10 protein-coding genes and 1 riboswitch are annotated in these 23,238 nt (G+C 74.1%); of the genes, 9 read left to right on the top strand and 1 reads right to left on the bottom strand.

Going from position 1 to position 23,238, the window contains the following annotated elements; all coding sequences use genetic code 11:
- Window positions 1-12: 12 nt before the first annotated feature.
- The gene (locus ABD327_RS10965) at window positions 13-813 is read right to left on the bottom strand and encodes a methyltransferase domain-containing protein (protein ID WP_344450189.1); all 801 of its coding nucleotides are present in this window, start codon (window positions 811-813) and stop codon (window positions 13-15) included.
- 448 nt (window positions 814-1,261) lie between these two features.
- On the opposite strand from ABD327_RS10965, the gene ABD327_RS10960 reads away from it, so the two are divergent.
- The 9 genes from ABD327_RS10960 to ABD327_RS10920 all read left to right on the top strand — a co-directional run bounded on the left by ABD327_RS10960 (window position 1,262) and on the right by ABD327_RS10920 (window position 23,237).
- A complete protein-coding gene (locus ABD327_RS10960; RefSeq protein ID WP_344450188.1) occupies window positions 1,262-2,464 on the top strand; it encodes a helix-turn-helix domain-containing protein in 1,203 nt (400 codons plus the stop codon).
- Window positions 2,465-2,602: 138 nt separating this feature from the next.
- Window positions 2,603-3,295 (top strand): MOSC domain-containing protein, encoded by a 693-nt coding sequence (locus ABD327_RS10955; protein ID WP_344450187.1) that lies wholly within the window; start codon window positions 2,603-2,605, stop codon window positions 3,293-3,295.
- Between the two features lies 1 nt (window position 3,296).
- Complete coding sequence (locus ABD327_RS10950) at window positions 3,297-3,923, top strand: TetR/AcrR family transcriptional regulator (RefSeq protein ID WP_344450186.1); 627 nt, start codon at window positions 3,297-3,299, stop codon at window positions 3,921-3,923.
- Window positions 3,924-3,954: 31 nt separating this feature from the next.
- On the top strand, window positions 3,955-5,352 hold the full coding sequence (locus ABD327_RS10945) for an MFS transporter (protein ID WP_344450185.1): 1,398 nt from the start codon (window positions 3,955-3,957) through the stop codon (window positions 5,350-5,352).
- 260 nt (window positions 5,353-5,612) lie between these two features.
- Window positions 5,613-6,608: a DUF7064 domain-containing protein gene (locus ABD327_RS10940; RefSeq protein ID WP_344450184.1), complete on the top strand. Its 996-nt coding sequence runs from the start codon at window positions 5,613-5,615 to the stop codon at window positions 6,606-6,608.
- Window positions 6,605-7,663, top strand: a complete 1,059-nt coding sequence (locus ABD327_RS10935) for a phosphotransferase (protein WP_344450183.1) — start codon at window positions 6,605-6,607, stop codon at window positions 7,661-7,663. The genes ABD327_RS10940 and ABD327_RS10935 overlap by 4 nt, the downstream gene beginning before the upstream one ends.
- An 82-nt stretch (window positions 7,664-7,745) precedes the next feature.
- A riboswitch (SAM riboswitch) is annotated at window positions 7,746-7,857 on the top strand.
- A 10-nt stretch (window positions 7,858-7,867) separates the two neighbouring features.
- On the top strand, window positions 7,868-9,238 hold the full coding sequence (locus tag ABD327_RS10930) for a helix-turn-helix transcriptional regulator (protein ID WP_344450182.1): 1,371 nt from the start codon (window positions 7,868-7,870) through the stop codon (window positions 9,236-9,238).
- A gap of 103 nt (window positions 9,239-9,341) precedes the next feature.
- Complete coding sequence (locus ABD327_RS10925; RefSeq protein WP_344450181.1) at window positions 9,342-18,620, top strand: type I polyketide synthase; 9,279 nt, start codon at window positions 9,342-9,344, stop codon at window positions 18,618-18,620.
- A 54-nt stretch (window positions 18,621-18,674) separates the two neighbouring features.
- Window positions 18,675-23,237, top strand: a complete 4,563-nt coding sequence (locus ABD327_RS10920) for an SDR family NAD(P)-dependent oxidoreductase (RefSeq protein WP_344450180.1) — start codon at window positions 18,675-18,677, stop codon at window positions 23,235-23,237.
- Window position 23,238: the final 1 nt, after the last annotated feature.

Genomic DNA, 23,238 nt, shown 5'->3' with positions numbered 1-23,238 from the left:
CGCGAGGACCGGTCAGGCGGGGCGGCGGCCCCACACCGACATCAGGGTCTGGGTGCACATGTCGTACTCGAGGTCGTCGAACCGCTGGTGCAGGGCCGCGGCGTCGTCCTCGCTCATCTGGCCGCCGGCGATGAGGTGGGGCAGCAGCCGGTCGAAGGTCTGGCGGAACATCGGCTCGAGCGGGAAGGTCGCCCCGCGCAGCGTGAGCACCAGGCCCTCGGCGTCCACGTCGACCAGCCCGGCGCGGCGCATGACGCCGGGCAGCCTGCGGCCGAAGGCGGTGTCGAAGCCGAAGGAGCGGGCCAGGTCGGAGACCGCCTCGATGGCCTTCTCCGCGGACGGGTTGGGCTCGGCGGGGCCGTAGGAGCCCCAGTCGAAGTCCTCGACGAGCAGGCCGCCGCCGGGCCGCAGCGCGTCGGCCAGCTTGGCCAGCACCGCCTCGCGCTGCGGCAGGTGGCCCAGCAGCAGCCGGGCGTGCGCGGCGTCGAAACCGCCGCCGGGCAGGTCCTGGGTCACGACGTCCTGCTGGACGACCCTGACGTTGGGGTAGTGCTCGGCCAGCGGCAGGACGAACCGGGGGTCGATGTCGACGGCCAGGACCTCTCCGCTGAGGCCGACGGTCTCGGCGGCCCAGCGGACGAGGCTGCCGCCGCCCGCGCCGGCGATCAGCACCCGGCTGCCGCGGCCGACGCCGAGCGCGGTGAGGTGCCTCTTGCTGCCCGGGTCGTAGGCCGCCTCGATGGCGGCCAGCCGCCGCCGCTCCCCTTCGTCGGCGTTGGAGAGCATGTATTCGGGTGCTGAATCGGTCTGCAATTCTTTCTCCCTGAATGACGGAGAATCCGGCGAGGTGCTCCGACCCTGGCACGCGGCATAATTTCGGGTCAATGATTTTTCGTTGAATTGTGCACGAGTACCATCCGGGCCTCGGGAATGTGCGCGCGCACAACGGCGGGGAGGCTGCGTGGGCGAGGGGGTGCCAAAAGCGGACAGGCATGACGCCTTGACGATTCCCCCATCGTGTGAAACTCCAGCTCATGGGGATTTATGCAGGCCGAGGGCGGGCCGGGCCGGGCTGTGAGGGGTTCCGCCGGAGGTTTTTCCCCGGGCGTCCGGCGGGCCGGTGCCTATAGGATCTGCGGATATTACCGGCGGGTCGGGCATGCCGCCGGGGGCTGTTTATCCCGTTCCAAGGAACCGGAGACCGGTGTTCATCTGACAGACCTATTGTCTTCAAGTGATTTTTTGTTGAAGGGTGTGCCAATTGGTCGACGAATCATCAGGGGCGCCGGCGTCCAGGGCCCGCGCGAGGGCCGCGGCCGTGCTGCTGGAGCGGGTCGAGAAGCTCGGCGAGCAGGTGGTGGCCGAACTGTGCGCCGCCGAGCCGGTGTACCTCGACGGCGGCATCCCGCCGCAGGACCCGCCGAGGTTCATCATCCGGTCCCTGCGCAACGGCCTCGCGGCCCTCGGGGGAGAGCGGGACGAGCTGCTGGCCTGGCCGGGGACCGTCGGGCGGCACCGCGCGTTCCAGGGCGTGCCGATCGTGTCCGTGCAGCGCGCCTACCACCTGGGCGGGCAGAGCATCGCCAACGCGGTGAGCCGGTGGGCGGCCCAGGACGGCCAGCGCCCGGAGGTGGCGGCCGCGCTGGTCGACCGGGTCTGGGACATCGCCTACGAGCACGCCGACGTCGCCGTCAACGCGCTGCGGACGGTCCAGGAGGAGGTGCGCGACCAGCGTTCGGCGGGCCACCTGCTGGACGCCCTGCTGAACGGCGAGACCGACGCGGGGTTCGTGGCCACGGTCGAGCAGGCCTACGCGCTGCAGCCCGGCGGGCGGTACGCGGTGATGGCGCACCGGCCCGCCGCGGGCGGGCCGCCGATGCGCCCGGCCGAGCTGTCGTCCTGGGTGGGCGACATCCGGGTGGTCTGGCGCATGCACGGCGAGACCGCGCTGGGGCTGGCCGTGCTGGGGGACCTGCCCGTCGAGGCGCTGCTCGCGGCGTTCCGCAGCCGGCCCGGGAGGCTCACCGCGATCAGCATCGTCGTCGACGACCTGGCCGAGCTGGGCCGGGCGCGCCAGCTGGCCGACCTGGCCTGCCGCACCCTGGCCGACGGGCGCGGCGTGGTCTCGCTGGAGGACAGGCTCTCCGCGGGGATGCTCGGGCTGAACCCCGATCTGGCCGAGCGGCTGCGCAACCGGGTGCTGGCGTCGGTGCTCGCGCTCGACGCCGCGAGCCGGGACGTCCTGCTCGACACCCTGAGCGCGTGGCTGGCCGCCGACGGCAGCGCCTCCCGGGCCGCGGCCGTGCTGGACTGCCACCGCAACACGGTGCTGCACCGGCTGCGCCGGCTGGAGCGGCTCACCGGCCGGTCGGTCACCTCGCCCCGGGACCTGGTGGAGCTGTCCCTGGCGCTGGAGGCGATCGAGGTGACGACGGGGCGCCGGCTCGTCCCGCGTCCTCGCTGAGGGTCGCATCGGTTCCAGTCATGATCGGGAAAGTTGATGTTCCCGGAAGTGTAAGAACGTACGGTCGTTCTATCAAGTGGTCAGAAGCAGGAATTTCGTCGTTGACCAAATAGAACGACCGTACGTATAGTTTCGGCCGTGACACCTCAGGAACCCTCCCGGAGGGCCATGGAGCCCGAGACGCTGACCGTGAACGGGCTGTTCGTCGGCATGCCCGCACCGCTGGGCGACGGCCCGCGGCGGGTGCTGAGCGCGATCCGCAAGGAGCCGGTCGCGGCGGACGTGCTCGAGCTCGGCGAGACCGGTCTGGAAGGCGACCGGCAGGCGGACCTGAGCGTGCACGGCGGCCCCGACAAGGCCGTCTACATGTATCCGGCGGCGCACTACGCCTACTGGACGTCCCAGGGCTACGACCTGGAGCCCGGCGGGGTCGGCGAGAACGCCTCGGTGACGGGGCAGGACGAGTGGACGGTCCGGATCGGGGACATCTGGGCCTGGGGGGAGGCGCGCGTACAGGTGTCGCAGCCGCGCAGCCCCTGCCACAAGTTCGCGCTGCGCGCCGGGCGCAAGGAGGCCGTCGCGCAGATGATCTCCAGCGGCCTGTGCGGCTGGTATCTGCGGGTGCTGCGCCCCGGAAGGGTGCCGTCGGGCGGCGTCCTGCGGCTGCTGGCCCGCGACGGCGCGGCCCCCACCGTCCGGGAGCTGTTCACCACCAGCTTCGCCCGGGACTACGACCCCGGCCTCCTGCTGCATATGGTCTCCGGGCCGGCCCTCGCCGACCAGTGGCGGGCCGGGGTGCTGACGAGACTCCAGAGAACGGGGACGGACTGACATGACACGGGACCGGAGAGTGGTGCGCGGGGACCAGACCCGCCAGCGGATCCTCGACCACGCGATGGCCATCGCCTCCCTCGACGGGCTGGAGGGCCTGTCCATCGGGCGGCTCGCCACCGACCTCGGGGTGAGCAAGAGCGGGCTGTTCGCGCACTTCGGCTCCAAGGAGGAGCTCCAGGTCGCGGTGATCGCGGCGGCCCGTGACGTCTTCTCGCGGGAGGTCGTCGAGCCCGCCTTCCGGGCGGCGCCCGGACTGCCGCGGCTGGTCCGGCTGTGCGAGGGCTGGCTGGAGTACTCCGAACGCCGGGTGTTCCCCGGCGGCTGCTTCTTCTACGCGGCCGGCGCGGAGTTCGACGCCCGGCCCGGCCGGATCCGCGACCTGCTGGCCGAGGCCCGGCGCGACTGGCTGGGCCTGTGCCGCCAGACCGCGCGGGACGCCCTGCAACTCGGGCAGCTCGTCGAGGACGTCGACCTGGACCAGTTCGTGTTCGAGCTCGACGCGCTGGCCACCGCCGCCAACTCGGCGGCGCTGCTGCTCGACGACGCCTCGGCCTACCAGCGCTCGCGCACCGGGATCCTCTCCCGGCTGCGCGCCTCGGCCACCGGGCCGGGGGACCTTCCCTGACCCTCCCCTCCCCCCAGAGAGGCACAGCCAGATGACATCGGAGACCGTCCCCAAGACCGAGGCGCCCCCGAAGCAGATCAACCCGGGGCTGGTGCTGGCGCTGTGTTCCGGCGCGACCTTCATGGCCTTCCTCGACCTCGCGGTCGTCAACATCGCCTTCCCCGACATCCTGGCGGACTACCCCGACACCCCCATGTCGACCCTGACGTGGGTGGCCAGCGCCTACGCCATCATGTTCGCGGCCCTGCTCACCCCCGCGGGCAAGCTGGCCGACGCGCTGGGCCGGCGCCGGGTGTTCATGATCGCGCTGGCCGGGTTCACCCTGGCCTCGCTGGTGTGCGCCCTGGCCCCGAACCCCGCCGTGCTCGTCGGCGGGCGGGTCTTCCAGGGCGCCTTCGCGGCCGGGATGATCCCGAGCGCGCTCGCCCTCATCATCGCCAACACCCCGTTCGAGCGGCTCTTCAAGGCGGTCGCGGCCTGGACCGCGATCTCCGGGTTCTCCGCGGTGGTCGGCCCCGCCCTCGGCGGCGTGCTGGTCGAGCAGTTCGACTGGCGGGCGGTCTTCCTCATCAACCTCCCGGTCGGGCTGCTCCTGCTGGTCGGGGGCCTGCGGGCGCTGCCCCGGCACGAGGCCCCCGGCGGCGCGTTCCCCGACGTCCTGGGCACCGTCCTGCTCACCGTCGGCCTGGGCGCCGCGGTCGCCGGGCTGACCGAGGGCGACCGCTGGGGCTGGCTCGACCCGCTCACCCTCGTCCTGCTCCTGGGCGGGGTGGCCCTGACGCTGGCGGCCCTGGCCCGCTCGCGCCGCCACCCGTCCCCGGCCGTGGAGACCGGGCTGTGGAGCAGCCGCCGCTTCGCCATGTGCAACGTCGCCTACTTCGTCTTCGGCGCCCCGATGTTCGCCTGGCTGCTCTCCGGCGCGCTGTTCACCACCGGCATCTGGGGGTGGAGCATCATGGAGAGCGCCGGCGCGCTGTCCATCGGCGCCTTCGCCTCCATGGTGACCTCGGTGATCGCCGGGCGGGTGAACGACCAGGGCAAGCACCGCTGGGTCATCGCCCTGGGCACCGCGATGTTCGCCGCCTGCTGCGCGATGATGTCCACCGACCTGTTCGGCGCCGAACCGGACTTCTGGGCGGCCTGGGTCCCGGCCTCGCTGCTGGGCGGCGGCGGCCTGGGCCTGGCCATCACGGGCCTGGGCGTGGTCGCCGCGACGAGCCTGCCGCCCATCCAGTTCGCCGCGGGCCTGGGCATGAACATGACCGCCCGCCAGCTCGGCGGCGCGCTGGGCATCGCCGCCCTGGCCGCGGTGATGTCCGCCGACCGGCTCCCGTTGGACAACTTCCACACGCTCTACCTGGGCTGCGCGATCGCCTCGGCCGTCGCGACGCTCATCGTCCTGGCCTTCCCCGCTCCGGCCGAGGACTGAGGAACGAGGGGGGCCGCACGGCCGGAGAAGCGAGGGCCCCCGCCCCCACCGCGAGGCGCGGGGGCGGGGGCCCTGCCCGCGTTCCCGTCCGAGTGCGTCCGGCACCCTCCGAGCGACCGTCGAGCCGCCCTTGCCGGGAACGTGTACTACCGCGCAGGGGTCTTCATCATTCTGGTTTTTGAACTCTGTTCTATTTTGTTGGCTCTTGTGACATCGTTCGGCGAACAACGTCATGCGTCCGTCTGAGGAGGAGCGACCGCATGGTGAGGATCGTGGAACACGGGACCTGGCGACTCACGGAGGAGGACGAGTCACGGCACGCTCCGGGGGAGGGGATGCTGTGGAACGAGTCCTACTACTTCGACTTCGCCACCGAGGACGGTTCGCTCGGCGGGTACGTCCGGCTCGGCCTCTACCCGAACTGGGGACGGGCCTGGTACTGGGCCTGCGTGGCCAGGCCGGGGCACCCGCTCGTCATCGTCGCGGACGACGACGCCCCGCTGCCCGCCCCCGGTGAGACGGCGGTGCGGACGGACTCCTACCGGGCCTCGCAGGAGATCCCGGAACCGTTCGGCCCCGCCCGCGTGAGCCTGGACGCCGTCGCGCACGTGCTCGCGTCCGCGACGGACGCCTACGGAGACCTCGGCGGGACCGAGACGACGAGGCTCGTCCTGGACCTCGAATGGGACACCGTCGGCGGCGCGTACCCGTACAAGGACCTGCCGCGCTACGAGATCCCCTGCACGGTCTCGGGAACGGTCCGGGTGGGCGACGAGACTTTCGACGTCACCGCCTCGGGGGAGCGGGACCACTCGTGGGGAGAGCGGGACTGGTGGTCGGTCTCCTGGCTGTGGAGTTCGGGGCGGCTCGACGACGGCACCTGGTTCCACGGGATGCAGGCCAACGTCGGCTTCCCCATGGAATGGCCGTCGTTCACCGCCGCGCGTGAGGAGGGTCCGGTCCACCTCGACGGCTTCCGCGCCGAGACGGTCTTCGGTCCGGACGACCTGCCGGAGTACTCGCGGCTCGGGCTGAAGGGCGCGCCGATGACCGCGACGCCGACGGCGTTCGCGCCCGTCGCGGTGACCTCCCCCGACGGCGTCCTCGCGTACTTCCCGCGAGCCCTGTGCCGTTTCGAGGCCGAGGACGGCCGCACCGGACACGGCTGGACCGAATGGCACCAGCCGCCGGGGTGGCGCGACCACGACTGGGCGCCTTCCCCGAACTCCGCCGACGACCAGGAGGACCGGTCATGACCGCCCCCGCCCTTCCCGGAGCCCACGGCCTGACCGCCGCCTGGCTGACCGAGGCCCTCGCGCCCCGCCTCGCCGGAGTGAAGGTGACCGGCGTCGACGCCGTTCCCGTCGGCACCGGCCAGGTCTCCGACACCTTCCGCCTGAACCTCGCCTACGAGCGGCCCGTGGACCTGCCCGCCACCCTGGTCGCCAAGGTCCCCGCCCTCGACCCGGCGAGCCGCGCCGCGGCCAGGGCGATCCGCACCTACGAGATCGAGGCGGGTTTCTACACCCACCTGGCGCAGGGGCTGGCCGCCGCGATCCCCGTCTGCCACTTCAGCGCATACGAGCCCGGACAGGACGACTACACCGTCATCCTGGAGGACCTCGCCCCGGCCCGCCCGGGCGACCAGCTCGCCGGCGTCACCGCCGAGGAGGCCGCGGCGGCCGTGGACGAGCTCGCGATCCTGCACGCGGCCGGCTGGGACTCCCCGGACCTGGCCGCCCTCCCGTGGCTGAACCGCCACGACGCGGCCTCCTCCGAGTTCACTGCGGCGATGGTCACCGGCCTGTACGACGGCTTCCGCGACCGCTACGCCGAGCGCCTGACCCCCGAGATCCTCGCGCTCATCGAGGATTTCCTCCCGCGCATGGCCGCCTACCTGGCTCCCCGTCCCGGTCCGGCGAGCCTCACTCACGGCGACTTCCGCGCCGACAACCTCCTGTTCGGCCGCTCCCGCCCCTACATCGTGGACTGGCAGACCTGCACCTACGGGTCCCCGCTGTCCGACCTGTCCTATTTCCTGGGCTCCAGTCTCCCCACGGAGACCCGCCGCGCCTGCGAGCACGCCCTCGTCCGCCGCTACCACGCCTCCCTGGCCGCGAGTGGCATCCCCCTGACCTGGGACGACTGCTGGACCTCCTACCGCGAACACGCCTTCCACGGCATCACCATGTCCATCGGCGCCTCCATGCTCGTGGAGCGCACCGACCGCGGCGACGACATGTTCTGCACCATGACCGCCCGCCACGCCGACCACGCCCTGGACCTGGACTCCCTGTCCCTCCTCCGCTGAGCCGGGGAGGGGTGAAGATTCAACGAAAACGGGATGGATCTATGGTTTTCCTACTTAATTAGTGTGTATTCTGGCGATGTTCGGCAAGGAGCGCCAGCGCCAAGCCCCGGCTCGCTGGCCGGCAACCCTCACTGCTGCAGGGTGCCCCGGGTGACGCCAGGCGGCGTGCCTCGAGCACGTCGCAAGCAACAGTGAGGACGGACCATGCGGTATGCCCCCCCGATCACACCGGCCACCGTCAAGAGCCTGGTGCGGACCGGGCACCCCGAAGAGGCGGCACTCGCCCTGGCGGAGTTGGAGTCGGGACCCGACCCGAGAGGAACGGTCCGATCCCTGCGGGACTGGGCGTCCTGCTGGTACCCCGGTCTCCTCGGTCCGTCCCGGGACGCGTGCGCCTCGCCGCCCCCGATCTGCGAGGGCCTGGACGCGCTGCGCGAGCTCATGTCCACCGGCGCCGGGGACGAAGCGGTGGCCCGGGCCGAACGGGTGCTCGGCGACTGCCCGATGGGCTCCGGCGCGCTGGAGCCGCTGCTGGCCTCCCTCGCCACGCTCGTCTATGCCGACCGCGCGGACAGGGCCGCCCGCTGGTGCGAGCCGCTGCTGGAGCAGACCACCGCGCACTGCGACCCGGTCTGGCTCGGCGCCTTCGCCGCGATCCGCGCCGAGAGCGCCTTCCGGCAGGGCGACCTCCCGGCCGCGGTGGAGGCGGTGAGAACGGCGCTGACGCATATCTCGTGGCAGAGCTGGGGAGTGGCGATCGGCATTCCCTTCGCCATCATGATCTCGGCCAAGGCGGTGATGGGAAAGAATGAGGACGCGCTTCGCTACCTTGCCGTCCCGGTTCCTCCGACGATGTTCGAGACGCCTGCTGGACTGCATTATCTGGCGGCTCGCGGATATTTTCGCCTCGCTGCCGGAGATGCGGAGAGCGCTTTCGCCGAATTCCTGGAGTGCGGCGAGCGGATGCGGCGCTGGGAGGTCGACCTGCCCGGCCTGGCGGCCTGGCGGATCGGGGCGGGCCGGGCCGCGCTCGAACTCGGCCGCCGCCGCGAGGCCCTGGCGCTGGCCGAGGAGCAGCTGGACCGGCTGGACCGGTTGGGCGCCGGGCGCACCCGCACCCGGGGGCTGGCCCTGCGGCTCCAGGCTGAAGCCGGCACCCCGCGCCGGCGGGGGGCTCTGCTGGAGGAGGCGGCGGCGGTACTGGAGGAGGCCGGGGACCGGCTGGAGCTGGCCGGCACGCTGAGCGCGCTGGGCAAGGCCAGGGACGCCGGAGGCGATCGTGCGCGCGCCCTCGCCGCGGGGGCCAGGGCGCGCGCGATCGCCGCGTCCTGCGGACTGCCCTCCGACCCCGGGCAGGGAGAGGAGGTCCCGGCGGGCGCCCACGGCGTGTCCCGGGCCTCGGTGGTGCTCAGCGAGGCCGAGCTCAAGGTCGCCACCCTCGCCGCGCAGGGGCTGTCCAACCGGCAGATCTCCTCCCGGCTGTACGTCACGGTCAGCACCGTCGAACAGCACCTCACCCGTATCTACCGCAAGCTCGGTGTTTCTCGCCGATTGGATCTGGCGGAATTCCTGTGACCTCCTCTGCTAGGGGTTTCTAGGGGTTGTTAAGGGTGGTGAAAACCCTTGCCCGAGGCGCAGACTCGACTTGATGAATGGTCTGGTCGGCCAAGGAGCAGATATGGGTGGCGTTATTCCCGTCGCGGTCGTCGGATTGGCGTGCAGGATTCCGGGGGCGCCTGATCCGGAATCCTTCTGGCGAATTCTTGAAAAGGGTGAGAGTGCCGTCTCCGATAATGGGGCGCGGGGATCCGGCGCCTTTCTGGAACGGCCGGACCTGTTCGACGCCGCGTTCTTCGGGATCTCGCCGAGGGAGGCCGCCGCGCTCGACCCGCAGCAGCGGCTGGTGCTCGAACTGGCCTGGGAGGCCCTGGAACGGGCGGGCATCGTTCCCGCCGCGCTCGCCGGACGCCCCGCCGGGGTGTTCGTCGGGGCGATCGCCTCCGACTACGCCGGGCTGGTGCGCCGGGCCGGCGCGGTCACCAGGCACTCGCTTCCCGGCCTGAACCGGGGCCTGATCGCCAACCGCGTCTCCTACGCACTCGGCCTTCGCGGGCCCAGCCTGACGGTCGACTCCGCGCAGTCCTCCGCGCTGGTCGCGGTCCAGCTGGCCTGCGAGAGCCTGCGCCGCGGGGAGAGTGAACTGGCCTTCGCGGGCGGCGTCAACCTCATCCTCGGCGAGGAGTCCCGGCTGGTGGCCGACCGGTTCGGCGGGCTCTCGCCCGACGGGCGCTGCTTCACCTTCGACGCGCGGGCCAACGGCTACGTCCGGGGCGAGGGCGGCGGGCTGGTGCTGCTCAAGCGGCTCGACGACGCGCTCGCGGACGGGGACCGGATCCACGCGGTGATCCTCGGCGGCGCGGTCAACAACGACGGCACCACCGAAGGGCTGACCGTACCGAGCGCCCGGGCCCAGGAGGAAGCCGTCCGCCAGGCGGTGGAGGCGTCCGGCCTGGCCCCCGCCGACCTCCAGTACGTCGAGCTGCACGGAACCGGCACCCCGGTCGGCGACCCGATCGAGGCCGCCGCGCTCGGCGCGGCACTCGGCGCCGGACGGACGCCCGAGACGGCGCTGCGCGTCGGCTCGGTCAAGACCAACGTGGGCCACCTCGAAGGCGCGGCCGGCATCGCGGGCCTGCTCAAGGTGGTCCTCAGCCTGAGCCACCGCGCCCTTCCCGCCAGCCTGAACTTCACCGAGCCGTCCCCGCGCATCCCCCTGGACGAACTCGGCCTGGCCGTCCAGCACGAGACCGGAGCCTGGCCTCGGCCTGACGCGCCCCTGATAGCGGGCGTCAGTTCCTTCGGCGTGGGCGGCACCAACTGCCACCTCGTCGTCGCCGAACCGCCGAACTTCGAACCCCGCCGTACCGCCCTGGCCGAGCTCCGGGAGGGACAAGGCTCGGCACCGCACACCGGGGTCGCGGAATCCGAGGATGGAGCCGAGGCCGGTGGGGACGCCCCGGTCGTGTCCTGGCTGGTGACCGGGCGTGATCCCGCGGGGCTGCGCGCGCAGGCGGTGCGGCTGGCCGACGCGGTCGAGGCCCGTCCGGAACTGGAGGCCGCCGATGTCGGGCGGACTCTGGCGGGGCACCGGACGCACTTCGCGCATCGGGCGGTCGTCGTCGGGGAACGGGAGGAACTGCTGGCGGGGCTGCGGACGCTGGCCGCCGGGGGCCAGGCCGCCGGGCTCGTGCGCGGCACGGCACGGGAGCGGGGGAAGACCCTGTTCGTCTTCCCGGGCCAGGGTTCGCAGTGGCCGGGGATGGCGCTGGGGCTGCGGGAGGAGTCCCCGGTGTTCCGGCGCGAACTCGACAGGGCCGCCGCCGCGCTCGAACCGTACGTGGACTGGTCGCTGACCGAGGCGCTGGCCGACCCGGAGGCGCTGGCCCGGGTGGACGTCGTCCAGCCCTCGCTGTTCGCGGTGATGGTCGCGCTGGCCGCCCTGTGGCGTGCACACGGCGTGGAACCGGACGCGGTGATCGGCCACTCCCAGGGGGAGGTCGCCGCCGCCCACGTCGCGGGGGCGCTTTCGCTGGAGGACGCCGCCGCGCTGAGCGCGCTGCGCGCCAGGGCCATCGCCTCGATCTCGGGCACCGGCGGGATGGCGGCCGTCGCGCTGCCCGCGGCCGAGATCGAGGCCCGGCTGGACGGGCGGCTGAGCATCGCCGTGGTGAACGGGCCCGCCGCGACCGTCGTCGCGGGCGAACGCGAGGCCCTCGCGGAGCTGCTGGCCCGCTACCGGGAAGAAGGCGTGCGGGTCAGTGAGATCCCGGTCGACTACGCCTCGCACTCCCGGCAGGTGGAACCGCTGCGGGAGCGGCTGCTGACGGTCTTCTCCGGGCTGCGCCCCGCCCGTTCGGAGATCGCCTTCTACTCGACGGTGACCGGCGGGGCCTTCGACACCACCGGCCTGACCGGTTCCTACTGGTACCGGAACCTGCGGGAGCCGGTCTGGTTCGAGCGGGCCGTCCGGCAGGCCGCCGCCGACGGGTACGGCCTGTTCGCCGAGGTCAGCCCGCACCCGATCCTCACCGGCGCGCTCGGCGAGATCCTGGCCGCCACCGATGACGCTGCCGCCGGTGACGCAGCCGTCGCCGTCGGCACCCTCGCCCGGGAGCAGGGCGGCCTGCGGCAGTTCCTGACGTCCCTCGGCCGGGTCCAGACGCTCGGCGGACCGGTGGGCCGGCCCGCCGGAGGACCGCCCGTGGAACTTCCCACGTACCCGTTCCAGCGCCGCTCCTTCTGGCCGGATGGCGTGCCGCTGCCCGGACGGGACGAGCCGTCCGCCTCGTTCCCGGTGCCCGGACCCGAGGAGGCGCCGGAGCCGCAGGAGGAGCCGGAACAGGCGGAGGCCCTGTCCGGGAAGGAGGCGCTGGAGCTCGTCCTGGGCGCGGCCGCCGTGGTCCTCGGCCACGGGTCGGCCGCCGACCTCGACCCCGAGAGCGCCTTCCGCGACCTGGGCCTGGACTCGGCGGGCGCGGTGGAGTTCCGCGACCGGCTCGCCGCCGCCACCGGCAGGACCCTACCCGCCACCCTCACCTACGACCGGCCCACCCCACGGGAGGTCGCCTCCTACCTGGCCGGAGACCGGGAGGCCGTTGGGGCGGCAGCGGGCCCGTCCGCCGAACCGATCGCGATCGTCGCGGCGAGCGGCCGGTGGCCGGGCGGCGCGAACTCGCCGGAGGAGCTGTGGCGGCTGCTGCGCGAAGGACGCGACGCCATCGGGGGCTTCCCCGTGAACCGCGGCTGGGACCTGGACGCCCTGCACGCCCCGCGCGAGCGGGCACGCCCCGGCACCAGCGACGTGGACCAGGGCGGATTCCTCCATGACGCGGACGAGTTCGACGCGGCCTTCTTCGGGGTGGGCCCCCGGGAGGCCGCCGCCATGGACCCCCAGCAGCGCCTGCTCCTGGAGGCCGGCTGGGAGCTGCTGGAACGGGCCCGCCTGGACCCGTCCTCGCTGCGCGGCAGCCGCACCGGGGTCTTCGTCGGCGTCATGCCGCAGGAGTACGGCACCCGCCTGCACGAGACCCCTCCGGGCTACGAGGGCCACGCCCTGACCGGCAGCCTGATCAGCGTCGCCTCCGGCCGCCTCGCCTACAGCCTCGGCCTGACCGGCCCCGCCCTGACCGTCGACACCGCCTGCTCCTCGTCGCTGGTGTCGCTGCACCTGGCGGCCCGCGCCCTGCGCGACGGCGAGTGCGACCTGGCGCTGGCGGGCGGCGCGACGGTCATGTCCGCCCCCGGCATGTTCACCGAGTTCAGCCGCCAGGGCGGCCTGGCCCCCGACGGCCGCTGCAAGCCGTTCGCCGCCGCCGCGGACGGCACCGCCTGGTCCGAGGGCGTCGGCCTGGTCCTGCTGGAGCGCCTCTCCGACGCCCGCCGCAACGGCCGCACGATCCTGGCGGTGCTGCGCGGCAGCGCCGTCAACCAGGACGGCGCGTCCAACGGCCTGACCGCCCCCAACGGCCCGTCCCAGGAGCGCGTCATCCGCGACGCCCTGGCCGACGCGGGCCTGAGCCCCGCCGACGTCGACGCGGTGGAGGCCCACGGCACCGGCACGGTCCTGGGCGACCCCATCGAGGCGCAGGCCCTGCTGTCGGCCTACGGCCGCGACCGCCGGGCCCCCCTCCTCCTGGGCTCGGTCAAGTCGGTCCTCGGCCACACCCAGGCCGCGGCGGGCATCACCGGCGTCATCGCCCTCACCGAGGCCCTGCGCGCCGGCGAACTCCCCGCCACCCTCCACGTGGACGAGCCCACCCCCCACGTCGACTGGTCGAGCGGCGCTCTCCGCCTGCTCACCGAACCGACCCCCTGGCACCCCGGAGAAACCCCCCGCCGCGCCGCCGTCTCCTCCTTCGGCATCAGCGGCACCAACGCCCACGTCATTCTCGAAGAACCCCCGACCCCGACTCCCGCGCCCCTTGCGGCCCCTCTCCTCGCCTGGACCCCGCCCACAGGGCTTCCCGAAGGCCCCGCGACGGACGGGGTCCGGGAGCGAGAGGCCCTCTCGGCCGAGACGCCGTCCTCGAACGACGGCGGAGCCCTTCGGGAAGGGGCTCCTTCGGTGCAGGCCGATGCCGCATCGGGTTCCGATGACGCGGCGGGTGAGGCCCGGGAGATCCTTCCGGTCTGGGTGCTTTCGGCTAAGGACGACGCGGCGCTGCGGGAGCAGGCCCGCCGGGTCGGGGGGCTGCTGGAGGCCGGAGCCGACGCCGGGGCCGTGGGACGGGCGCTGGCCGGGACGCGGACGGTGTTCGGGCGGCGGGCGGTCGTCGTGGGGGATCCGGGCGGGTTCGGGGTGCTCGCCGCGGGCGGGGAGGCGCCCGGGGTCTTCGTCGGGGAGGCGGCGAAGCGGGGCGGGACGGCGTTCCTGTTCAGCGGGCAGGGCAGCCAGCGGGCGGGGATGGGGCGGGAGCTGTACGCGGCGTCGCCGGTGTTCGCCGCCGCGCTGGACGAGGTCTTCGCGCACTTCGATCCGCTGCTGGGGCGTCCGCTGCGGGAAGTGGTGTTCCACGGGCCGGAGGAGGTCCTGGAGCGGACCGAGTTCACCCAGCCCGCGCTGTTCGCGATCGAGTTGGCGCTGTTCCGGCTCGTCGAGGCGGCGGGGGTGCGCCCGGCGGTGCTGCTCGGGCACTCGGTCGGGGAGCTGGCCGCCGCGCACACGGCGGGGGTGCTGTCCCTCGCGGACGCGGCGAAGCTGGTCGCGGCGCGCGGCAGGCTGCTGCAGGCGCTCCCCGAGGGCGGGGCGATGGCGGCGCTCCAGGCGACCGAGGAGGAGGTCGGGCCGTTCCTGGACGGGCGGATCGACCTCGCGGCGGTCAACGGGCCGTCCTCGGTCGTGGTGTCCGGCGACGCCGACGCGGTCAAGGAACTCGCGGAGAGGTGGCGGGAGGGCGGACGGCGCAGCCGGGTCCTGCGGGTCAGCCACGCCTTCCACTCCGCGCACATGGAGCCCGCGCTCGCCGAGTTCGGAGAGGTCGCCGCCGGGCTGGACTTCCACGAGCCGCGCATCCCCGTCGTGTCCAACGTGACGGGGCGGCTCGCGGAGGAGCTGACCGACCCGGCCTACTGGGTCCGGCACATCCGGGGGGCCGTCCGGTTCCACGACGGGGTGAAGGCCGCCGAGGAGCTCGGCGTGTCGGCGCTGCTGGAACTGGGGCCCGACGGGACGCTCACCGCCCTCGCCCACGAGTTCGCCGGCGGCAAGGTGATCGTCCCGGCGCTTCGCAAGGACCGGTCGGAACCCGAGGCGTTCGCCGGGGCGCTGGCCGCGCTGCACGTCGCCGGAGAGCGGGTGGACTGGGCGGCGCTGCACGGCGACGGCCCCGTCGCGGACCTGCCGACCTACCCGTTCCAGCGCGGCCGCCACTGGCTGTCGCCCGCGCCCGCCCGGGACGCGGCGTCGGTCGGGCTCACCCCGTCCGGGCACCGGCTGCTCGGCGGCGAGCTGGAGCGCGCGGACGGCGAGGGCGGCGTGCTGACCGGCGTCCTGTCCTTGAACGCACACCCGTGGCTGGCCGACCACGCCGTGCTCGGGGAGGTCCTTCTGCCCGGCACCGCGCTGGCGGACCTGGCGCTCCAGCCCGGAGGGAGGCTGGCCGAGCTGACCCTGGAGCAGCCCCTCGTCCTGACGGCGGAGACGAACGTGACGCTCCAGGTCGTGTCCGGCAAGGAGGAGAACGGAACCCGGCCCGTCACGGTGTACTCCCGCGTCCAGGACGGGCCGTGGACCAGGCACGCCTCCGGTTCCCTGGCCGAACCCCACGACGCCCCGGAGCCGCTCACAACCTGGCCGCCGGAGGGAGCCGCCCCGGTCGACGTGACGGGTCTCTACGAGCGGCTCGCGGATCGCGGATACGAGTACGGGCCGTCCTTCCAGGGCCTGCGAGCGGTCTGGAAGGACGGGAACAAGACGTTCGCCGAGGTCTCTCTGGACGGCGAGGCGGACGGGTTCGCCGTCCACCCGGCCCTGCTGGACGCGGCACTGCACGCGGTCGTCGGCGTGGTGTTCACCGACGACCGGACCCGGATTCCGTTCGCCTGGTCGGACGTGACCGTCCACGCGACGGGCGCGACCTCCCTGCGCGTCACGATCACGCCCGAAGGGGAGGGCGCCGTCTCGCTCGAGGCCCACGACACCAAGGGCCGGTCCGTCCTCACCATCGGCAAGATCGCCTTCCGCCAGGCAGCGACGGGACGCCGGCGCGACGCCGACCGCCCCCACCGACTGGACTGGACGCCCGTCGAGCCATCCGGCACGGCCGTCGACGACGGCTGGACGGTCCTGTGGGACGGGGCGCTCCACACGGGCTTCACGGCCCTGCCGGAACGCCGTCCGGCCCCGCCCCTGCCCGAAGGCGTCCACACCGCGACCGTGCAGGCCCTCGGCCTGCTGCAGACCTGGCTGGAAGAGGGCGAAGGCAAGCTCGCCGTTCTCACCAGGGGCGCGGTCTCCGTCCGGCACGGCGAGGACGTCCCGGACCTGGCGGAGTCCGGCCTGTGGGGTCTGGTCCGCACCGCGCAGGCGGAGCACCCCGGCCGGATCGTCCTGCTGGACCTCGACGACCCCGCCGGCACCGGGACGATCGCGGCGGCCCTGGCCTCCGGGGAGGAGCAGCTCGCCGCCAGGCAGGGCGAGCTGCTGGCTCCCCGGCTCGTCCGCCATCCCGGCGACGCGCTCGTCCCGCCGGACGGCCCGTGGCGGCTGGACGTCACCGAGCGCGGCAGCCTCGACGCCCTGGCCGCGCTGCCCGCCCCCGAGGCGGACCGGCCCCTGGCCGAGGGCGAGGTCCGGGTCGCGCTGCGCGCCGCCGGGCTGAACTTCCGGGACGTGCTCATCGGCCTGGGCGTCTACCCGGGAGAGGCCCGCATCGGGGCGGAGGGCGCGGGCGTCGTGCTGGAGACCGGCCCCGGCGTGCGCGGCCTGGCCCCCGGAGACAGGGTCTTCGGCCTGATCCAGGGGCAGCTCGGCCCGGTCGCGGTCACCGACCGCAGGCTGCTGGCCTCCGTCCCGCCCGGCTGGTCGTTCACCGAGGCCGCGGCCGCCCCGGTCGCCTTCCTCACCGCCTACTACGGTCTGGTCGATCTGGGCGGCCTGGGCGCGGGGCAGCGGGTGCTGATCCACGCCGCGACCGGCGGCGTCGGCTCCGCCGCCGTGCAGCTCGCCCGCCACCTGGGCGCGGAGGTGTTCGCGACCGCGAGCCCCGCCAAGCAGCCGCTGCTGCTCGCCGCGGGGCTGGACGCCGACCACGTCGGATCCTCCCGCGACCTGGAGTTCGCCGACCGGTTCGCCCGGACGGGCCCGTTCGACGTGGTCCTCAACGCGCTCGCCCACGAGTTCACCGACGCCTCGCTGCGGCTGCTCGGCCCGGACGGCCGGTTCGTGGAGATGGGCAAGACCGACCTGCGCGACCCCGCCGACGTCCCGGTGCGCTACCTGCCGTTCGACCTGTTCGAGGTGGACCCGGGCAGGATCGGGGAGCTCCTGGCCGAGCTGTCCGTCCTGTTCGGGCAGGGCGACCTCGTCCCGCCGCCGGTCGAGTCCTGGGACGTCCGATATGCCCCGCAGGCGCTGCGGCGGCTCTCCCAGGCCAGGCACACCGGCAAGCTCGTCGTCACCCTGCCCCGCGTGCCCGATCCCGACGGCACCGTTCTGATCACCGGCGGGACCGGCACCCTCGGCGGGCTGCTGGCCCGGCACCTGGTCACCGAGCACGGACGCCGGAACCTGCTGCTGGCCTCCCGGCGAGGCCCCGGCGCCCCCGGCACCGCCGAACTGCTCGCCGACCTGGCGGAGCTGGGCGCGAACGCCAGGGCGGTCGCCGCCGACACCGCCTCCGCCGACGAGTTGACCCGGCTGCTGGAGGACCACCGCGTGACCTCGGTGTTCCACGCGGCGGGCACGCTCGACGACGCGCTGCTCGCCGGCCTGGCCCCCGGGCAGGTCCACGAGGTGCTTCGGACCAAGGCCGACGCCGCCTGGCGGCTGCACCGGCTGACCGAACGGCACGACCTCGCCGAGTTCGTGCTGTTCTCCTCGGCGGTCGGCGTCCTCGGCAACCCCGGTCAGGCCGGGTACGCGGCGGCCAACACCTTCCTGGACGCGCTCGCCGCGCACCGGGCGCACCGCGGGCTGCCCGCGCTCTCCCTGGCCTGGGGCCGCTGGGCTCAGGCCAGTGCGATGACCGGGGACCTCACCGAGGCGCAGCTCACCCGGATGGCCCGGCGCGGGCTGACCGGGATGTCCGCGGACTGGGCGCTGGCCCGCCTCGACGCCGCGCTCGACGGCCCCGACCCGACACTCGTCCCGGCCCGCCTCGACCTGGGCGGCCTCGATGACACCGCCTCCCCGGTGCTGCGCGGCCTGGCAGCGCCCCGCCGCCAGGCGGTCACGGCACGCGCCGCGGGCGGCGGGCTCCCGGACGGCTTCTCCGAGCTCCCCGAGAACGAGAGGCGGCGCAGGTTGCTGCGCCTGGTGCGGGCCACGGCCGCGGCGGTCCTGGGCCACCCGGACGAGGAGGCGGTACGCGCCGACCACGGCTTCCAGGAGTCGGGCTTCGACTCGCTCGCCTCGGTCGAGCTGCGCAACCGGCTCGGCGCGGCGGTCGGCCTGACTTTGCCCGGCACCCTCACCTTCGACCACCCGACCCCGCAGGCGGTCACCGAGCACCTGCTCGGCCTGCTGGCACCCGCGCCGGAACCGGAGGGCCCGGCCCTCCTGTCCGAACTCGACCGGCTGGAAGACCTCCTGGAGCGGGCCGCCGAAGCCGAACGGGAACCGGCCGCGCTGCGGCTGGGCGCCCTGCTGGCCCGGTTCGGCGACCCCTCGGGGGCGCTGGAGGAGGCCACCGGCGACGAGCTGTACCGCCTCATCGACGACGAGCTCCGGCTGTCCTGACAGACACACCCTGACGAAGCGAACGCAGTGAACGAAGAGGGAGAGACGAGCCCGATGGCGGAGGAAGCCAAACTACGCGACTACCTGCGGAGGGTGACCGCGCAGCTCCAGCAGACCCGGCGCAGGCTGGAGGCCGCGGAGGAGGCGGCGGCCGAGCCCGTCGCGATCGTCGGCGTCGGCTGCCGCTACCCCGGCGGCGTCCGGTCGTCCGAGGACCTGTGGCGGCTGGTGCTCTCCGAGCGCGACGTCATCGGCGGGTTCCCCACCGACCGCGGCTGGGACCTGGACGGCCTCTACCACCCCGACCCCGACCACAGCGGCACCACCTACGTGCGCAAGGGCGGCTTCCTCTACGACGCCGGACGGTTCGACGCCGACTTCTTCGGGATCTCCCCGAAGGAGGCCCTGGCCGCCGACCCCCAGCAGCGGCTGCTGCTGGAGACCGCGTGGGAGGCCGCCGAGCACGCCGGGATCGACCCGCACTCGCTGCGCGGCACCCGCACCGGGGTTTTCACCGGCGTCATCGCCCAGGAGTACGGGCCGAGCCTGCACCACCCGCCGGCCCACGACACCGACGGCTACGTGCTGACCGGCAGCACCACCAGCGTGGCGTCCGGCCGGATCGCCTTCACCCTGGGCCTGACGGGCCCGGCGGTGACCGTCGACACGGCCTGCTCGTCGTCGCTGGTCGCGGTGCACCTGGCGGTGCGGGCGCTGCGCTCGGGGGAGTGCTCGACCGCGTTCGCCGGAGGCGCGACCGTCCTGTCGTCGCCGGGCATGTTCATCGAGTTCTCCCGGCAGCGGGGCCTGGCCCCCGACGGCCGGTGCAAGGCGTTCTCCGCCGGGGCCGACGGCACCGTCTGGGGCGAGGGCGCCGGGCTGCTGCTGCTGGAGCGGCTGTCGGACGCCCGGCGGCTCGGCCACCGGGTGCTGGCGCTGATCCGGGGCAGCGCGGTCAACCAGGACGGGCGCAGCAGCCGGCTCACCGCGCCCAGCGGGCCCTCCCAGCAGGAGGTGATCCGGCAGGCGCTGTCCTCGGCCGGGCTCGCCCCGTCCGACGTCGACGCGGTCGAGGCGCACGGCACCGGCACCGCGCTCGGCGACCCGATCGAGGCGCAGGCGCTCCTGGCGGTCTACGGGCAGGACAGGGAGGAGCCGCTGCGGCTGGGCTCCCTCAAGTCCAACATCGGGCACACCCAGGCGGCGGCCGGGGTCGGCGGCATCATCAAGCTGGTCGAGGCGCTGCGGCACGGCAGGCTGCCCAAGACCCTGTTCGCGGACGAGCCGTCCCCGCACGTCGACTGGTCGGCCGGGAAGGTCGAGCTGCTCACCCGGCCGCGTAACTGGCCGGAGACCGGACGGCCCCGGCGCGCGGCCGTCTCCTCCTTCGGGGTGAGCGGCACCAACGCCCACGTCATCCTGGAGCAGGCGCCCGCCGAAGAGGAGGCGTCCGGGGAGCGGCAGCCGGGGCTGCCCTTCTGGCCGGTCTCCGCCCGCACGCCCGAGGCGCTCACCGAGCAGGCGGCGGCACTGGCCGGCGCGGTCGCCGGCGCCCACCATGCCGACGTGGCGTTCACCCTGGCCACGGGCCGGGCCTCGCTCGACGAGCGTGCCGTCGTGACCGGACGGTGCGCCGAGGAACTGGCCGAGGGCCTGCGGGCGCTGGCGCGCGGCGAGGAGTCCCCGCTGGTGCTGCGCGGCCGGGCCGGGAACGGGCTGGCGTTCCTGTTCACCGGGCAGGGCAGCCAGCGGGCCGGGATGGGACGGGAGCTGTACGAGAGGTTCCCGGTGTTCGCGGAGGCCTTCGACGCCGCGGCGGACGCCCTCGACCGGCACCTGGCCGGGGCCGTGGAGCGGCCTGTGAAGGACGTCGTGTTCGAGGGCGGCCCCGAACTCGACCAGACCGTCTACGCCCAGACGGGGCTGTTCGCGCTGGAGACGGCGCTGTTCCGCCTGTTCGAATCGTGGGGCGTGCGGCCGGACTACGTCGCCGGGCATTCGATCGGAGAGCTGTCGGCCGCGTACGTCGCCGGGGTGTGGAGCTTGGAGGACGCGGCGAAGCTCGTCGCCGCGCGGGCCCGGCTCATGCAGGAGCTTCCAGGCGGCGGAGCGATGATCGCCGTCGAGGCGGACGAGGACGAGGTCAGGGCGGTGCTGCCGCCCGGCGTCGAGATCGCCGCCGTCAACGGGCCGGCCTCCGTGGTCATCTCCGGGGACGCCGAGGCTGCCAAGCGGACCGCCGAAACGCTGGCCTCCGCAGGTCGCCGGACCAAGGAGCTGCGCGTCTCGCACGCCTTCCACTCCGCCCACATGGACGGGATGCTCGACCGGTTCGGGGAGGTCGCGGCCGGGCTGAGAGCCGCCGAACCCGCCATCCCGGTGGTCTCCAACCTCACCGGACGGCTCGCGACCGGCCTCACCGACCCCGGCTACTGGGTCAGGCACGTCCGGGAGGCCGTCCGATTCCACGACGGACTACGTGAACTGGCCGCCTCCGGGGTGACGACCTTCCTGGAACTCGGCCCGGACGGGGTGCTGAGCGCGCTCGCCGCCGCCGCGCTGGAGGATGGGATCGTCGCCGAGCCGGTGCTGCGGCGGGAACTGCCCGAGACCGACACCGTCACCGCCGGACTCGCCCGACTCCACCTGCACGGCGCGCGCCTGGACTGGGCGGCGCTGCTGCCAGGGGCCCGCACCGTCGAGCTGCCGACCTACCGCTTCCAGCGGCGGCACTTCTGGCTGGACTCCACCCTCCCGGCATCTGCGTCGGCGTCCGAGTCCGCGTCGGCGGAACAAGGGCCGCCGAGCTACCGGGCGGCCTGGCGTCCGGTGACTCCGACGCCCGCCGCCGAACCTGGATCCTGGTTGCTGGTCACCCGTGGCGGCCCCTGGAGTGCTGCTGCCTTCCAGGCGCTCCAGGCCACGGGAGCCTCCGTCGTCAGGATCGACGCCCCTCCCGGCCTCGGACGCGAGGAGCTCGCCGCCGCGCTTCCGCCCGCCGCCTACACCGGTGTCCTCTCCTTCCTGGCGCTGGGCGAAGACGCCGACCATGCCGCGAGCGTCACCCTCTTCCAGGCGTTGGAGGACGCCGGGATCGACGCCCCGCTGTGGTCGCTGACCCGCGGCGCGGTCGCGGTGGATCCGGCCGAGGACGTGCCGCACCCCGAGCAGGCCCTGCTGTGGGGGTTCGGCGCGATCGCCTCGGCCGAGAGCCCCGAACGCTGGGGCGGCCTGATCGACGTCCCGGAGGAACCCGACTGGGCCGCGGTGGCGGCCCTGCTCACCGGACCCGGCGGAGAGGAGGAGCTCGCGGTGCGCGCCTCTGGTTCCTTCGCCCGGCGGCTCGTGCGGTCCCGGCCCTCCGCCGGAGGGAAGGGCACGGCCCCTCGAGGCACCGTCCTGGTGACCGGAGGGACCGGGGCGCTCGGCGGGCACGCCGCGCGCTGGCTGGCCCGCAACGGAGCCGAACGGCTGATCCTGGCGAGCCGCCGGGGCGCCGACGCCCCCGGAGCCGCCGAACTGGCCGGGGAACTGCGCGAACTCGGCGCGGAGACCGTCTTCGCCGCCCTCGACGTCGCCGACCGGGAACAGCTGAAGGCGCTGCTGGCCGAGCATCCCGTCGACGCCGTCGTGCACACCGCCGCCGCGCTCGACGACGCGCTGATCGGCGCGCTCACACCCGAGCGCGTCGCCCGGGCTCTGGCCGCCAAGGCCACCGCGGCCCGGCACCTGCACGAACTGACTCTGGACCGGGAACTGGAGGCGTTCGTTCTGTTCTCCTCGCTGGCGGCCGTCGCCGGGGTCGCGGGCCAGGCCAACTACGCGCCCGGCAACGCCTACCTCGACGCCCTCGCCCAGCACCGCAGAGCACGCGGGCTGCCCGCCGTCTCGTTCGGCTGGGGCCACTGGGCGGGCGCTGGCCTGGCCACAGAACAGGCCGCCGGGGAACTCGCCGGGCAGGGAGTCCGCCCGCTGCCACCGGAAGAGGCCGTCGAACTGCTGGGGGTCTCCTCCGGCGCGCACCTGGTCGTCGCGGACGTCGACTGGGACCTGCTCGTCCCGGACCGTCCGATCGCCGCCGAACTGCGCACCCGCGCACCCGCGACCGGACCGGTCGCCGGCGAGCTGGCCGCGCGCCTCGAAGGCAGGCCGGAGACCGACCGGCGGCGCATCCTGCTGGACGCGGTCCGGCAGGCGATCGCCGAGGTGCAGGGCCGCTCGGGCGCGGCGGAGGTCGATCCCGCCGCGCCGCTGCGGGACCAGGGCCTGGACTCCCTGGGCGCGGTCCGGCTGCGCGGAAGGCTCGGCGCCGCGACCGGGCTGCGCCTCCCGGCCTCCCTCGCCTTCGACCATCCCACCCCGGCGGCCCTCGCCGACCACCTCCTCGGCCTGCTCACCCCCGAGGAGGAGGACCCCGCCGTCGCCCTGCTGGCCGGCATCGACGCGTTGGAACCGCTGCTGGAACGCATCGACGAGGCGGCCAGGACCGCCGCCGCGTCCCGGCTCCGCGACCTGGCGACCCGCCTCGGCGGCGGCGGAGAGACCGCCGGCCGGCTCGCCGAGGCCACCGACGACGAGCTCGTCGAGTTCATCGGATCGACCCTGGGGATCGAGTGAC

The sequence above is a fragment of the Actinocorallia aurantiaca genome (assembly GCF_039533685.1).
Classification (GTDB): Bacteria; Actinomycetota; Actinomycetes; order Streptosporangiales; family Streptosporangiaceae; genus Actinocorallia; species Actinocorallia aurantiaca.
This window is presented reverse-complemented; position numbering and strand designations above follow the sequence as displayed.

What these genes read in the sequence shown, in the direction of transcription:
- ABD327_RS10935 (WP_344450183.1), top strand. Translation starts at nt 6,605, where the DNA reads ATGACCGCCCCCGCCCTTCCCGGAGCCCACGGCCTGACCGCCGCCTGG.
- ABD327_RS10920 (WP_344450180.1), top strand. Translation starts at nt 18,675, where the DNA reads ATGGCGGAGGAAGCCAAACTACGCGACTACCTGCGGAGGGTGACCGCG.
- ABD327_RS10930 (WP_344450182.1), top strand. Translation starts at nt 7,868, where the DNA reads ATGCGGTATGCCCCCCCGATCACACCGGCCACCGTCAAGAGCCTGGTG.
- ABD327_RS10945 (WP_344450185.1), top strand. Translation starts at nt 3,955, where the DNA reads ATGACATCGGAGACCGTCCCCAAGACCGAGGCGCCCCCGAAGCAGATC.
- ABD327_RS10950 (WP_344450186.1), top strand. Translation starts at nt 3,297, where the DNA reads ATGACACGGGACCGGAGAGTGGTGCGCGGGGACCAGACCCGCCAGCGG.
- ABD327_RS10925 (WP_344450181.1), top strand. Translation starts at nt 9,342, where the DNA reads ATGGGTGGCGTTATTCCCGTCGCGGTCGTCGGATTGGCGTGCAGGATT.
- ABD327_RS10940 (WP_344450184.1), top strand. Translation starts at nt 5,613, where the DNA reads ATGGTGAGGATCGTGGAACACGGGACCTGGCGACTCACGGAGGAGGAC.